Here is a 13,322-nt window from a genome sequence, read left to right on the forward strand (position 1 = left end):
TTGTAACTCAATCATCATCAGATCCTGCAAGGCGGTCGTTCCATGTCAGCGACAAGCCGTTCATGAAAGGAGCAAGAAAAGCGCCTTTGAGCGCCAGCGACCTCGCGGTCTTTTCCTCGTCGATGTGGATGTACCAAGGCAATCGAGACTCCTTGGTCCCGATACTGCTGCGCCGGGAACTGGTGCTCATCCTGTTGCTCTATGCGGGCGCTCGGCGCCGCCGACGCGGCAGAAGGGGCGGTGACGCTCTTCTTCATAGAGGAGGCACTGGGGATTCACGGGTGGACCGGGGCGCTGCTGCTGGCCCATCTGCTCATCCGCAGTTTCGCATGGGGTGCGGACTATATAGCTGCTGCGGGCGATGGTGTCGGATCTGGTGCGATCGGGCGGCAATGGCTTTGCTGCCACGCACTATGCGCCGTTCAATGTCGCGAACAAGCTCGCCGCCGCGCTGGGCGTTTTCGGGGCGCTCACGGCGCTCGCCTTTATCGGCTTCCTGCCGGGTGCCGCGCATGGGCTAGGCGAAACCACCTTGCGGGCGATCTACGCGCTGCCCTCATGCCTGGCTGGCCTCATCGGCCTGCTGGCACTGCGCCGGATCGCTCCGACGCAGTGCCGTTCGGTCAGCTGATCTCCCAGCCGCTCAACCCATCTTCGGCGATCCGTGCGCTGGCATGGCGCGCGATGTCGAGCTTTCCGATCGCCTGGCGCGGCGTTAGGACGCGGACGAAGTCGGCCTCCACCCGGTCGCGTGTCAGCGATACCGTTACGAAACCAACGGCATTGGTGTCGCACCAGCGTATATCGCGATTGTCGTGGACAAAGGCGTCGCCGACCGGCCCCGACGGCAGGAGCAGTTCCCCGATCGAAGGACCGGTCAGCGTGGAGGCGGAAAGCTCGAGACCAATCCGGCGGTCCCCGCGATGGGGTTCGTTGATCCAGGCCATGTGACTGTCGCCCGACAGCACGAGCAGGTTCGCGCCGCTTTTCTCGAACTGGTCGTACAGCTTGTCCCGCTCGCCGGCATAGCCGTCCCAGGAATCGACATTGAGAAGCGGCAGGCCATAGCGCGTCAGGGCGTACATCGGCGCCAGCGCTACCTTGCCATCGGGAAACTTCGTCAGATCGGGATAGACGTAGCTGGACAGGATGGTCGCGCTGCCGAACAGGAACCACGGGCGGCGAGCATCCTTATGGGCCTTCAGTTCGTCCGCCAGCCATGCGCATTGTTCCGCGCCGATCATTTCGCGCGCGGGATCGGCAAGTTTCTCGCGGAAGGCTGCGACATCGGGTTCGCGCGTGACGCCTTGCGGCAGGGCCTTGAGGTCGAGTGTCTTGAGTTCCGCCGGGTCGGATATCACCCGCTCCCCACTGCCGCGCCGGTCGACAACATGCCAGTCGAGATCCTTGGCCAGCGACAATTGCTGCTGGCGGGCCTTGAGCCGGGTTTCGGGCAGGGCCAGCGTCGCGAGATCGCCGAACGCGAAGCTGCGGGTGATGCCATAGGGATCGGAAGTGACAGGATCGCGGATCGGCATCCATTCCAGGTAGGCCTGAACCGCCGCAGCCTTGCGCTCCTCCCAGTCGCCGTTGGCCGCCGGATCGTGATGCTGGGCACCATGCATCCAGTCGTCGTTCGCGATTTCATGGTCGTCCCACATGCAAATCCACGACGCGCGGGCATGGGCGTCGCGCAGGGCCGGATCACGACGCCACTGTGCATAGCGTGCGCGATAGTCGGCGAGCGTGACCGTGTCGTGCGTTGGCTCGATCGCCCGAACATCCATGAGTGCGGGCATCGAGTTGGCGCCATATTCGTAAATATAGTCGCCCACGAAGAGGATGAGGTCCACCGCTTCCCGATCGGCAATGGCCCGGTAGGCGTGAAATTCGCCGAACATATACATGGCGCAGCAGGCGAGCACGATATCGAGACGATCGATGCGTCCCGTTGGCAGGGTTTTTGCCCGCCCGATCGCCGATACCGTGTCCATGGCACGGAAGCGGTAGAAATATTCGCGGCCCGCCTTCAGGCCGGAGGCGATCACCTTGACCGTATGGTCCCGCGCCGCCGATGTGCTGAACGATCCGCGCGCAGCGATGCGCGTGAACAGTTCATCCTCGGCCATTTCCCATGTGCCGCTGACCGGCCCATGGGCAGGATCGGTCACGCGGGTCCACAGCAGGACGCTGTCGGCATGCGGATCGCCGCTCGCCACGCCATGCGCGAAGACCATGTTCGTTTTTGCCCCGGCGGGACCGGCGGCGAGCAAAAGCCCGCCCGCCGCCGATCCCGCAAGAACGCCGCGCCGCGTCAGCGCCATCAGAAACGCGCCCCGAGCGAAACGCCCCAGGTGCGCGGCGTGCCGCTGAATGCCTGCGTCGCCGATCCGCCGGTCGTGTAATCGACATCGGCGATGTTGCGCACGAAGCCGGCCACGGTCCAGCGCTGGTCGATCTTGAGATCGATGCGCGCATTGACGAGCGCGAAGTCCCCGACCGGCGCCGTATTGTCGAGATCGCCATAATAGGCATCGACGTAGCGGGCATCGACCTGAGGCGTCAGCGTCATGCGATCGTTCAGCGCGAACTCGTAGCGGATCGAGCCGTTCAGCGTCATGTTCGGCGCGAACGGCAAGTCGTTGCCCAGGCGCGCCTTTTCGGCAGCGGTGATCGCCTCGATCGCGGTGACCTTCGTGTCGAGCAGCGCGACGCCGAAATTGATGGTCATCGGGCGCACCGGGCGGATCGTGAAGCTGGCCTCGCCGCCATAGCTGCGCGCCTTGCCCACATTGGTGCGTACGCTGGTGGTGGCGCCATCATAGGTGTAGGCGCTTGCAATCATAGCGGCGTGTGCTCGCAAACAGCCTGATTTCCTGCTCACGCTTTCTGCCACTGGCGGGGAGCGTCCTGCTCGAATTATCTGCCAGTGTGCTCGCCATCATCCGGCGCTGCTTGCAAACGGGGCGTTGTGCTCACGCTCCGTGCCAATGGGCTCTCCAAACCCGTAGCCGGCAAGCGCTTTTGCGAAGCAGGTTTCCAGAACAGTTCTGACAAGCGGCGGGCCGCAGAAATGCGTTGTCGTCATGGCCCGCCCGCGAGGTCGTCAGAAAGGAAGGTTTTCGCGAACAGGGCCGGCGCGTCGTGCTAGGCGATGGAACCCCGCAAGCGGACAGGATGCGATGACCAGGACCGAAATGCTGGAAACGATGAAGCGTCTCGACGCCCATGCGAACGCCCTGTTGCTTACCGGGGCCTCCGATATCGATCTGCTCGGCGGCATGTTCGACGTGATGCCCGACTTCAAGGCGTTGCTCGACGCCGGATACGGCGGTGAAATCGACAAGAACGCTGGTCGCTTCCCCGGTTTGCATCGCTACGCCGTCATGCTCTCCAATGTCGCCGAGGGGATCGCGGAAGGTTCCATCCGGGTGCCGCGCTGACGCCCTGTTTCGCTGGCAGGGGATGTGAGCAGACCTTTATGATTGCGAGCAGCGCAGGATGATGGCGAGCACACTGGCAGATAGCGCGAGCAGATCGCCGAGCCGGTTGTCAGATAATCCGAGCAAAAAAAGGCTCTGTTTGCAAGCAAACGCCGCTACGATTGCAAGCACCTACACCTATCTGTCGGCGCTGGCGGCGATCGTCGATTGCCATACCGCGCATCCGCTCGCGGCGGTCTGGGGACCGGGCGATACATCGTCGTCGGACGGGCAGTTCTTTCGTGCCGGTGGTCAGGGCGAGGCCCGCGCCGATCACAACGCCCGCTATGGCACCGAACCAGGCGTGCTGTTCTACACCCACGTCACCGACCGCTTCACGCCGTTCCACACCAAGGTCATCGCCGCCAATGCCGGCGAGGCCGCGCATGTCCTCGACGGCCTGCTCGACCATGAAAGCGAGCTGGTCATCCGCGAACATGCGACCGATACCGCCGGCGCGGTCGATCATGTCTTCGGCCTGTGCCATCTGCTCGGCTTCCGCTTCGCGCCCCGCATCCGCGACCTCAACGAGCGCCGGCTCTACAGCCTGTCGCCGCTCGACTCGTGGCCGACGCTGCGCCCGCTCGTCGCCGGTCCGGTCAAGATCCGCGCGATCGAGGAGAACTGGGACGAAACCCTGCGCCTTGCCGCCTCGATCCGCGCCGGCACGGTGAGCGCCTCGGTCATGCTCCGCAAGCTGGCGGGCTTCCCGCGTCAGAACTCGGTCGCCCGCGCGCTGCGGGAGATAGGTCGGATCGAACGCACCCTGTTCATGCTCGACTGGTTCGATGATCCCGACCAGCGTCGTCGCACCGGCAGCATTCTCAACAAGGGCGAGGCCCGCAACGCGCTCGCCCGCGCCATCTTCTTCAACCGCCTCGGCGAACTGCGCGACCGCACCTTCGAGAACCAGCGCCATCGCGCCTCCGGCCTGACCCTCGTCACCGCGGCCATGACGCTCTGGAACACCGTCTATCTCGACCGAGCTGTCCGTCATCTGCGCGGCAGCGGCGTCGACGTGCCCGACGAGCTGCTCGCCCACGTCGCCCCTCTGGGCTGGGAGCATATCGGCCTCACCGGCGACTATCTCTGGGGCGAGATCGACAAACCTCGCGAGCGGTTCAGGCCGCTGCGCCTCCACCAGCAAAGCCGGGACGCTTAGCGTACGTTTTCGACCATCCTCTCACCGGTCCCCGTATTGCCTCAAACGGCGATAGCCTAAAGTGGAGAGTTTTATTTTGGGAGATCAGGAATGAACATCGGGATGAAGACGATCATGGCGTTGTCAATTGCTCTGCCCGCCGCGGCGTGGGCGCAGTCTGACGCTCGAGCCGCTGATGCGCGCGCCGTGAAGGCTGTGCTGTCGTCGTACAAGAAGGCGATCGAAAAGCTTGACGCCGCTGGAACCGAGCGACTGTTCACGACCAACGCGCAGATTTTCGAGACAGGAGCATCTGAGGGCAGCTACACCACGTACTTGGCTCATCATCTCGGTCCCGAGCTGAAGCAGTTCAAATCGTTCCGTTTCTCAGACTACAAGGTCGACGTCCGCTTCGAGGGACCGGTTGCCCTTGCAACCGAAACCTACCGTTACCGGATTCAGCCCAAAACCGGTGAGGCGGCCGAACGGCTCGGTGTTGCCTCAAGCGTACTTAAAAAGGTGGGCGGCAGCTGGAAGATCGTGTCCATGCACAACAGTGCTCGTAAGCCGAAGGGAAGCTAATGGAGGTAGGCGGAGGCTGGGGCGTGAACGTATTTCTCAGCAGGGATTAACGACTCAGGGAGGTGCTTTCGGGATTGCGCTACACCGGCATGCTCATAATGTCCTTGTAGGCGGACAGCACTTTGTTGCGAACCTGCAACGTCGCCTCGAATGCGATTGAGGACTCCTGCCGCGCAAGCATCACCTTCGCGATGTCGGTTTCCTCTCCGCGTTCGTAGGCAACCGTCAAAGCACCAGCGCGCGCATTGATCGCATTAATTTTTTGAAGCTGCGTCTGAAAAGTAGCGGCGAAGCCGCCTAGATCGGCGTGTCCTGATTGCGAAACGGCCGCCGCTCCGCCCACGCCTGAGACAGAATTTGGGCTATCCGCCTTTCCCAGCGCGGTGTGCATCGCTGCGTCAAAAGCCGCTCCTTTCGCAGCCCCGGACACGGAGACAGAGTTCGGGTTGCTTGCTACGTTCCGAAGCGCCGCGTTCTTGTCGAGGACAGCGTTCCGCAAAGCCATGACATCATTGATGGAGATGCTGCTCATATTTTACCTCGGTGCGCCTTCAGCGCACCGACATGTCGCATTGAAACCGTTATGGCATGGTTAATTGAACTTAGTACTGATTGCCTATTCATGAAGCTATGCACCGATCCCTCGCGCAACGTCTCGTCGCGGATAGGTTCGAGGGTATTGTCTTGATACCAGCGTCGCCCCTCGATCCGGCTCCCGGTGCGAAGCACGCCGGTCGCATAGGCAGCGCGGTCCGCATCATCCATCATAGGGTCGCACCAGCGCCAGCGCCGTTTCGTGGGGCCCGTCAAGCTATGTGGTGAAGTCACGCAGATGGAGGATTACCGGCATCGCCTTGGGATGCCATGGCGAGACGATCGCGTTCGGCGAAGGCGTAGGCTTCGCTACGCACAGTCGGTCGCCATATGCCGACGAAGAACGCGATCGGCTCATTGGGGATCAAGAACCACATCTGCCGGGGCTTGCCATCGTCGCCAGTCCCGCCCTCGGGGTGGGGTCCGGCGAAATGGGTGAACGGGACAAGGCAGCGCCGCTCCGGGTTGGCGAGCGACGGCTTCCACATCGATGAAGCGAGGTTGCGGCCATGGGTCACATACTTGTCCAGCTTCACGACCGGGTCGCGCTTGCTCGGCGCCTGGATCGCGAAGCCCCATTCCATCGTGACCGGCTCCAATGGCCGGTTGCCCGGCGACGATCACCGCACGCCCAGGCGCACCGAGGGGTCTTCTTCTCGGTAGGGAAGACTTCGCGCGGCACCGGGGAGGTCTCATCCCCAGGATTGGCAGACGTATCGCTAAAGCGATCCCCGGCAATGGGGTGCGGGTTCGATCCCTGCCGCTGACGTTAAGACCGAGCAAGACGGATCATGGATGTCAAAAATCGCGACTACGCGGTTTTAATCAAGAGAACGCAATAAAAGTTTAGCGTGAGTATTTTGCGCTCTCGATCTGATATTTCCCAACCCGGAAATGAAGTTCTTTGAAGCATGGAGGGTTGATATCAATTCTGAATGCCGGAAGCAGGCACTTTGAGATATTCGACACGAAGGTGACAACTCACGTTTCATCTGTGACGGTGACCGTATCAGGTTTCACGACCGCATCTCCTTGCGTTGACAATCCGGTTCCCGCTTGCGGCGGGGACCGCAATCACACAACCGATTGCACATTCCCCCGTCCTCCAAAAGCTGTCAGCGACTCCGGTCCTTATCGCGCGGTGCTGGCGCTTGCGCCGGGGTCGCGCGGCCGATTTTGACGTCCAGCGATCCGCCCGCTTTGATCCGATCGGCGACGAGCTGGCGCGTCGACTCCGCGATGGCTCCGACCATGCGCGCGCTCTCGCCCCGATCGCGCGCGGTCTTCATGGCCGCGTCGACGATTGCCTGGGCGGGCGCAAGGCGCGGATCGGCTTGGTTCTTCTCCGGCGTGTTCTTCAGGAACAGCTCGGCAAGCCGCTCCTGCCCCGGCGAGTGACCAGGGGGCAGGATCGGCCGCTCCAGCGACCGCACGGCGCGCTGGAGCTGGGCCGGCTGCTGGTTGTTGATTTGAACACCGAGTGCTGCGCCGATCTCCCGCACGCGCTCCAACGGCGTCTGCTGCGGCGTCACGACGGCATCGACCTGACGGACACCTAGATAGGTGAGAAGGTGCGATTGATAGATCGGCCCTTTGGCATGGCGGACATAGGCGAGTTCGGTGCGCGCGTTGGCGATGGCGGGGGAGGGGGCACCCTCCTTAATCAACCCACGCAGCCGATCGGCCGCCTGTTGGCGAGCGGCCGGCAAATAGCGTTCCAGCTCCTCGCGCGCCTTGGTCAGCGTCACGCGGTAGCGTTGCCCCTCGGGCGGCGCGCGCTTGGGGAGCATGGCGATCCCTGCGGGGCCAATCCGCGCCTCGGGCGCGAGGTCGCGCTTGATCGCCGCTGCGGAGAGAACCGCCGCCATTCCGCGATGATCGCCGGTAAGAAAGCCGTGACGGGACGCCTCCATCCAACGGTCCTTGTCGATCGCGGCGATGCGGATCGGGTGGCCGGCTTCGCGGGCGAGCTGGGCGGCATGGTGGCGCATGGTGCGCCCGTTCCCTTCGCGGAAGGGATGAATGGCGTTGATCTCGTTGATGTGGTTGCCGAGCCGATCGAAAAACTCGTCGCGAGGAAGCACCCGCAAGCCGCTCTGCGCTCCTACCTCGGCGAACCGCTTGTCGAGTTCGCGCGCGATGTAGGGGACGGCGGCGAAGCTCGATCCGCCCTTGGCGATGTTGACGGTGCGGTCCTGGCCTGCCCAATCGTAGAGGTCTTGGAACAGGTGTTTGTGAAGGGCACGGTAGCCGTCGGCGGTGGCTGGAAAGGTCAGGCGCGCAGCCTCCGCGCCGCGCGCCTGCGTCAGTCGTCGTTCGGCCTCGGTAAGCGTTTTGTCTTCCGTAATCCCGAGCCGGTTACGAAGCGTCTCGGTGCCGGGATATGTATAAGGATCGCTTGCCAAGGTCAGGCAGCGATCTGGCGGGTTCCGGGCTGATAGAGACTGAGGATAATCGAGGGCATGAGGGCGGGCGGAACGCCCTCGTCGAGCATCATCGAGAACATCGCGTCCTCGTCGATGGTCGGGGTCATATCCTCGATAACGAGATTGGCACGGGCTTCCGCTACGTCCTCGCGCCAAAGCGCAACCTGTTCAGGGCTGCCGCGCTCGAAATCCATCTGGCGGATGCGCTCGCGCAGCGTTTCAAGATCGATCTGGGCCATCGCGGTCATCCTTTCTGCTCATAACCCTACGCCTTCCAACGCGATTCCTCAACAAATCACGTGCGATAAGAGCCGGTCGGTGCGTCGCGATCCGCGCTCGCTTGAACGCGGATCGCACGCCGGGGACGTCAGTATTCGCTCGCGAGCATGATCGTCAGCACGCGCTTGGTCTGTTGCTCATCCCACGGCGCTTCGCTGCCATAGGTAAGCGTGTTGTCGTAGTAGTCCACCTTCCAGAAAACGGTTTCGGCGATTGCCTTGTCGTCGCTCGGTCGCTCCTGCGTCCACGTTCCCGTCGCGAGCCGATAAACCGCGCCGAAATCATGTTCTCCGTGAGGATCGTTGTCGCCGGTGAATTGCGAGAAGCCGACGATCGCCGCCAGCGCCGCGAAGCGATCCGCGTCGGGGAGAGACTGGAAACCCAGCGTGACGTTGGCGATGGATGCGGTGCCCGGTTGGCTCCGGGCTAGGTCATTAAGGCGACGGATGGTGTCGAGTTGTTCGGGGCTGCACATCACTGATCCTCCTTCTGGCATGGGCCGCAAGGCCGCTCGGCCTCACGGCCCTGCCTGTCCGGCGAGGACGGGATGGGGAGGGGGAGCGAGAATCTACCGCTGGTGCGGGCGAGCCGCCTAGCGCGGCCGAAGCCTCCGGCGACGGGTGCCGCGGTTGGCGGATTACACGGGCGGTCGATTGTCGTTCGGGAACGAAAGGGCAGCGCCCTTGGTGTTCCCCTAGCGCCGGTCGCGCGCATCGCGATCGGCGAGAGTTGCGCGGTGCGGATCTCCGCACGGCACTATCGCGCGCAAGCGCGCCCCCGTCAGGAGGGCGCGTTGCGTGCGTCGCGGGCGGCGATCACCAGATCGACGATACGCGGCTGATGGAACAGCTCGCCACGCTCGACAACACCGAGACCGGGACCATCGAGAACGTCGCGGATGCGATCCTGCACGACCTCCTCCAGGTCTCCGGCGAGAACCCAAAAGTGGCGCGGGTCACGATCGCGGCCATCGGCGCGGAACTGGTCGCTTTCGACGACGGCCTGGACCAGCGCGTTCAGCGCGGCCATCCCCAGCGCGCGCTCGAAGGCGAGCTGCGCGAATAGGCGATGATGGGACATGGAAACCTCCGTGTTGCCGTGATTGGCGACGACGGCGGGAGGGGCGCGGAACGCCGGGTCATAGGACCGCGCCAGCGGCCGGCTTGCCGGGCAGCGGGGGAGCCGATTTGCGCAGCAAATTGGGGGGACCGCTGATCCTTGAGGCGGCGTTCCGCGCCCCTCACGATGGGCGGAGACTGACGGACTGCCTCTACAAACCAACGCCCGCCCACGGGGCGGACCGCTAGCCGATTTTCTGCTTTCGTTCTCGACTCGGCTGACTCATAGAATCGTCATGCCGATCATGGCCGAACATCGCTGGCTCTACCCGATCGACTGGCCTGAGTTGTCGAGGCTGATCCGGTTCGGCCGCGCCAAGGGGCGCTGCGAGCATTGCCAGCGCCCGCACGGCCGGCGGGTGTTCCACTTGGGTGACGGACGCTGGTGGGACGCTGATCGCCACCAATGGCGCGACGGGCGCGGTCGCCGGGTGCGTGCGCCTAAGTCGGACGTGGCGACGATCGTGCGCATCACGCGGGTCTATATCGCGTGTGCGCATCTGAACCATGACCCCACCGACAACGCACCACGCAATTTGGCTGCACTCTGCCAGCGATGCCATATGATCCATGACGCGGCCGAACATCGGCGCCGGCGATGGCTGAATGCTTACAGACGTCGGGCCTTGGGCGATCTGTTCGCATGGTTCGAACCACGCGCGATCTTGGTGAGGAATGGCGGCGGTCGTAGTATCAGCTTGGGTGACGGGCTGCGCGGCTCACACGCGAATAGCAGAATGGAGTGATAGCAATGGATACCTTCAACGCTGGCGTCCAATACAACGACTTCAAGGGAACCGTTGCCGCGGACATTTCCGATAATGTCGCGCTTGCCGGCCATCTGGTGTCTTTGGGAAAAGCTGAAAGCGACGAGCGTGTCATTGGATTCAGGATCGCTTCTGGGGAGAACCAGGGGACACCCGTGACCGATGTGTCGCTGGTGGCTTATCTTCTTCGGTCTGCTGAGTTTGAGCCAGCCCCGGCAGAGGTGCGTGCTGTCGAATTGCGCATCACGCCGGGGGAAGCGCTCGCATTTTTCAAGCGTTTCGACCTCGTGGCAGTTCGGCGCGGCGTCGATTTGAGCGGCACTCACGTAGATGGCCCGCATTACGATTAAACTCGCCATCGCGCCGCCCGTCCCTTGTGGGCGGGCGGCGTGCGCTGATCTGCAAGGGCAGCGCGCGCGACGGCCATGCAGAGCATGGCTGTCGCGCCGGCGAGGGGGCTGATGCTGGGCGGTTGGTCGAGAAAAGGGGGTGATTATCACCGCCCCCCGTATCCGTTTACGCCATTTCGTCGGCCTCCATGTCCTCGCCATCGAAGGCATCGGCGTCGGGATCGTCCAGTTCGTGCCGCTCGGGCTGGTCGAACGCCCCGATCTGCATCGGCGCGGGAAGCCAGTGCGAAGCGAGCCGCCCCGACACGTTGACCGCCAAGTCTGCCTTCTTCTTGATGGTTGCGCAGTTGTCGGCGCTGGCATCGCCGCATTCGGCGCGGAGTAGGTCGATAAGGGCCGCACGGCGCATCTTGTCGAACAGGGCGATGGGGGCTTGCCAGCGGGTCGCAATGTCCACGCCTGTCGCGCGGGCCACCTGCTCAAAGTGATGGTGACGCGCACCGGGGGCACCGCCTGCGAACAAGGTGCCGTCCACCGTCATCGCCACCAATCCGGCGAGTAGCGCCATCTTGTCGTCGTGACTCATGGCGCGAATGACCTCGAACCGGCCATCTGCTGGGACCGATGCGAAGCGGTCGGCCATCGTTTCTTCGACCTCCCGCACGTCGCTGGTCGCCATAAGGTCGTCGGCAACATCGGTCGCGATGGTCTTGGCCTGCACGTCTATCGCCATCTGATAGCTGTGCGCGCCGTGGAGTAGCTGACCCGCAAGGCTGTCCAGCAGCACATCCAGCGCCAGCGCCGGGTCGGCTGAAACCGCCTCCTGCACGATGCGGGTCTTGATCCGCGACAGGTCTGCAACAAGGCTGTTGCTGTAGAGCGGCTGCGGCTCGCCGCTGCTCGCCTTGGGCTTCGGCTCGGCCTTCGCGCGATAGAAGCTCTTGCCGAGCGATCCGTCATGCGAAACCCAGAGCGCCACGCCCCCGACCGCGACCTGCTCGGCATTGAACCCGCGCAAGCCCTCAGTGATCGCATCCCGCTGATCGGACAACGGCGCGATGCGGTCGCTGTCCTCGCCCTCGGCCTCGGCGATCTGTTCGATAGCGACGTCGATTGCCTCGATCCGCGCGGCCTCGTCCTCGGTCGGCTCGCGCGTGGCCGGATACAGGCTGCCCTTCATGTAAAGGTCGTAGGGCCGGTCCAGCGTGGCGCGGACCTCATGCCAACCGATCGCGCGATACTCGTCGGCGATACCGTCCAGCTTGTCCTCCGCCAGTTCCTGCACAAGCTCGGGATGGTCGGCAAACCCCTCGGCCCCTTGGCTGAACAGGTCTACCGTGATCGTCCCGCCCTTCGCCTCGTAGGCGTCGCGCCCGACGAAGATAAACGCGCCGCTGGTGGTGTCCACCTTCTCGGTGGTGAGCATCCGCCGGATGGTGTGGGCGTGGCCGTTCGCCGCCTTGCATACCTTCACCTGTTGGTCGTGGTCGTCAGTGAGGGTGAGCGCGCGCGCCGCCTCAAGCGACAACTGGTCCTTGGCGATCAGGTCGATCAGCGCCGGTGCCAGCGCGGAAAGGCGAAGCATCTTATAGACGAAGCTGACCGCCTGACCGAACCGGGCAGCGATTTCCTCGGCGTCCATGCCGGTATCGCGTAGCGCCGCAAAGGCGCGGATGCTGTCTGCCGGGTGCATGTCCTCGCGCTGGAAGTTCTCCGCGAGCGACAGTTCGATGGCCTCTTCCTTGGTGCGGACCTCGACGGGAAACGCGTCGCTGTTCTTGATCTGCTTGCGCTTCGCCAGTTCTTTGAGGCCGCGATAGCGCCGCCCTCCGGCGAACACATAGAACAGGCCCTCGTCCTCATAGGCGACAAGGTTTTGCAACAGGCCGTGCGCGGCAATGTCGTCGGCCATGCTCTCGACGGCGGAAGGCTTCACGCGCCGCTGATTGAGCGGGGAAAGGCGAAGCTGCGACAGCTTGACGGTGATGATACCCATGATGATGCTCCTGATCTGAATAAGGTTCGGTGATGGGGGAGGGGTCAGCCTTCGAGGCTCGCGAGTTCGTCAAACTCGGCCGATGCGCGCGCCGCGCCGTCCCCTGCGTAGGTCGCGCCGGAACGCGGATAGAAGAACACGCGCTCGCCACGGCGGTAGGGGGTGCCGTCCGCGCTGGTCCCGTCCACATTGGCCCGTTTCCAGTAGGGATCGCCCTTGTATCGGGTGTAAGCCATTCTCTTTCCTCCTTCTTCCTGCGGCTGAAAGCCGGTTGCCGCAGCAACCGGGTCTGCCTCTCCGGCGAGGAGCGGGATGGGGAGGGAGGAGGAAAATCGATGGCCTGGCGCGGGCAGGCCGCCTTAGCGCGGCCGACGCCCCTTAGGGCGTCGGGTGCCGCGCTTGGCGGACCACACGGGGCCGTCTATTTTCCTTCGGGAACGAAAGGGCAGCAGCCCTTGGTGTTCCCCGCGCTGGCGGGCCTCCGGGGGAGGGCCGTGGCGCTCTACAGGGGAGCGTCTCGCATCTTTGCGCGTCCGCAGGTGTGCCACGTGGCACACCTCACGCGAGGATCGTTACCCTTTGGGACG

The 13,322-nt window shown here is 63.7% G+C and carries 17 protein-coding genes; 6 read left to right on the plus strand and 11 right to left on the minus strand.

The window, feature by feature from the left end:
• Positions 1-7: 7 nt before the first annotated feature.
• Entirely contained in the window at positions 8-190 is a 183-nt protein-coding gene (locus tag BMX36_RS21405; protein WP_143058613.1) for a hypothetical protein, read from the minus strand.
• Between the two features lie 171 nt (positions 191-361).
• Between BMX36_RS21405 and BMX36_RS17860 the strand changes: the two genes are divergently transcribed.
• Complete coding sequence (locus BMX36_RS17860; protein ID WP_004212913.1) at positions 362-631, plus strand: hypothetical protein; 270 nt, start codon at positions 362-364, stop codon at positions 629-631.
• On the opposite strand, the gene BMX36_RS17865 is transcribed toward BMX36_RS17860, so the two are convergent.
• Both BMX36_RS17865 and BMX36_RS17870 read right to left on the minus strand, forming a co-directional pair.
• A complete protein-coding gene (locus tag BMX36_RS17865; protein ID WP_062348204.1) occupies positions 624-2,324 on the minus strand; it encodes an alkaline phosphatase D family protein in 1,701 nt (566 codons plus the stop codon). The two genes, BMX36_RS17860 and BMX36_RS17865, sit on opposite strands and share 8 nt — an antisense overlap.
• Positions 2,324-2,845, minus strand: coding sequence for a TonB-dependent receptor domain-containing protein (locus BMX36_RS17870; RefSeq protein ID WP_093067816.1), 522 nt, complete (start codon positions 2,843-2,845; stop codon positions 2,324-2,326). The genes BMX36_RS17865 and BMX36_RS17870 overlap by 1 nt, the downstream gene beginning before the upstream one ends.
• A 364-nt stretch (positions 2,846-3,209) precedes the next feature.
• On the opposite strand from BMX36_RS17870, the gene BMX36_RS17875 reads away from it, so the two are divergent.
• From BMX36_RS17875 to BMX36_RS17885, 3 genes are all read left to right on the plus strand, one after another.
• On the plus strand, positions 3,210-3,443 hold the full coding sequence (locus BMX36_RS17875) for an arylsulfatase regulator (RefSeq protein ID WP_236626754.1): 234 nt from the start codon (positions 3,210-3,212) through the stop codon (positions 3,441-3,443).
• A 58-nt stretch (positions 3,444-3,501) separates the two neighbouring features.
• On the plus strand, positions 3,502-4,644 hold the full coding sequence (locus tag BMX36_RS17880; protein WP_256210876.1) for a transposase: 1,143 nt from the start codon (positions 3,502-3,504) through the stop codon (positions 4,642-4,644).
• Between the two features lie 90 nt (positions 4,645-4,734).
• Positions 4,735-5,205 carry a YybH family protein gene (locus tag BMX36_RS17885; protein WP_053003295.1) on the plus strand — a complete coding sequence of 157 codons (471 nt, stop codon included), beginning with the start codon at positions 4,735-4,737 and terminating at the stop codon, positions 5,203-5,205.
• A 79-nt stretch (positions 5,206-5,284) separates the two neighbouring features.
• Here BMX36_RS17885 and BMX36_RS17890 read toward each other — a convergent pair whose 3' ends face one another.
• The 6 genes from BMX36_RS17890 to BMX36_RS17915 all read right to left on the minus strand — a co-directional run bounded on the left by BMX36_RS17890 (position 5,285) and on the right by BMX36_RS17915 (position 9,584).
• A complete protein-coding gene (locus tag BMX36_RS17890) occupies positions 5,285-5,737 on the minus strand; it encodes a flagellar hook-basal body complex protein FliE (RefSeq protein WP_042469180.1) in 453 nt (150 codons plus the stop codon).
• A 292-nt stretch (positions 5,738-6,029) separates the two neighbouring features.
• Positions 6,030-6,383 carry an SOS response-associated peptidase family protein gene (locus BMX36_RS17895; protein WP_231738854.1) on the minus strand — a complete coding sequence of 118 codons (354 nt, stop codon included), beginning with the start codon at positions 6,381-6,383 and terminating at the stop codon, positions 6,030-6,032.
• A 531-nt stretch (positions 6,384-6,914) separates the two neighbouring features.
• Positions 6,915-8,204, minus strand: coding sequence for a Fic/DOC family protein (locus tag BMX36_RS17900; RefSeq protein ID WP_042469182.1), 1,290 nt, complete (start codon positions 8,202-8,204; stop codon positions 6,915-6,917).
• A gap of 2 nt (positions 8,205-8,206) precedes the next feature.
• Positions 8,207-8,464 carry a hypothetical protein gene (locus BMX36_RS17905; protein WP_042469301.1) on the minus strand — a complete coding sequence of 86 codons (258 nt, stop codon included), beginning with the start codon at positions 8,462-8,464 and terminating at the stop codon, positions 8,207-8,209.
• A 128-nt stretch (positions 8,465-8,592) separates the two neighbouring features.
• The gene (locus tag BMX36_RS17910; protein WP_042469183.1) at positions 8,593-8,979 is read right to left on the minus strand and encodes a DUF3768 domain-containing protein; all 387 of its coding nucleotides are present in this window, start codon (positions 8,977-8,979) and stop codon (positions 8,593-8,595) included.
• Between the two features lie 305 nt (positions 8,980-9,284).
• Positions 9,285-9,584 carry a hypothetical protein gene (locus BMX36_RS17915; protein WP_042469185.1) on the minus strand — a complete coding sequence of 100 codons (300 nt, stop codon included), beginning with the start codon at positions 9,582-9,584 and terminating at the stop codon, positions 9,285-9,287.
• A 274-nt stretch (positions 9,585-9,858) separates the two neighbouring features.
• On the opposite strand from BMX36_RS17915, the gene BMX36_RS17920 reads away from it, so the two are divergent.
• Both BMX36_RS17920 and BMX36_RS17925 read left to right on the plus strand, forming a co-directional pair.
• Positions 9,859-10,368 (plus strand): hypothetical protein, encoded by a 510-nt coding sequence (locus tag BMX36_RS17920; RefSeq protein ID WP_231738850.1) that lies wholly within the window; start codon positions 9,859-9,861, stop codon positions 10,366-10,368.
• Between the two features lie 5 nt (positions 10,369-10,373).
• A complete protein-coding gene (locus BMX36_RS17925; RefSeq protein WP_042469187.1) occupies positions 10,374-10,739 on the plus strand; it encodes a hypothetical protein in 366 nt (121 codons plus the stop codon).
• A 166-nt stretch (positions 10,740-10,905) separates the two neighbouring features.
• On the opposite strand, the gene BMX36_RS17930 is transcribed toward BMX36_RS17925, so the two are convergent.
• Together BMX36_RS17930 and BMX36_RS17935 are read right to left on the minus strand one after the other, a co-directional pair.
• Positions 10,906-12,735, minus strand: a complete 1,830-nt coding sequence (locus BMX36_RS17930; protein ID WP_042469188.1) for a ParB/RepB/Spo0J family partition protein — start codon at positions 12,733-12,735, stop codon at positions 10,906-10,908.
• 44 nt (positions 12,736-12,779) lie between these two features.
• On the minus strand, positions 12,780-12,971 hold the full coding sequence (locus BMX36_RS17935) for a hypothetical protein (protein ID WP_042469189.1): 192 nt from the start codon (positions 12,969-12,971) through the stop codon (positions 12,780-12,782).
• Positions 12,972-13,322 lie beyond the last annotated feature (351 nt).

Source organism: Sphingomonas sp. OV641 (assembly GCF_900109205.1).
GTDB lineage: Bacteria > Pseudomonadota > Alphaproteobacteria > Sphingomonadales > Sphingomonadaceae > Sphingomonas.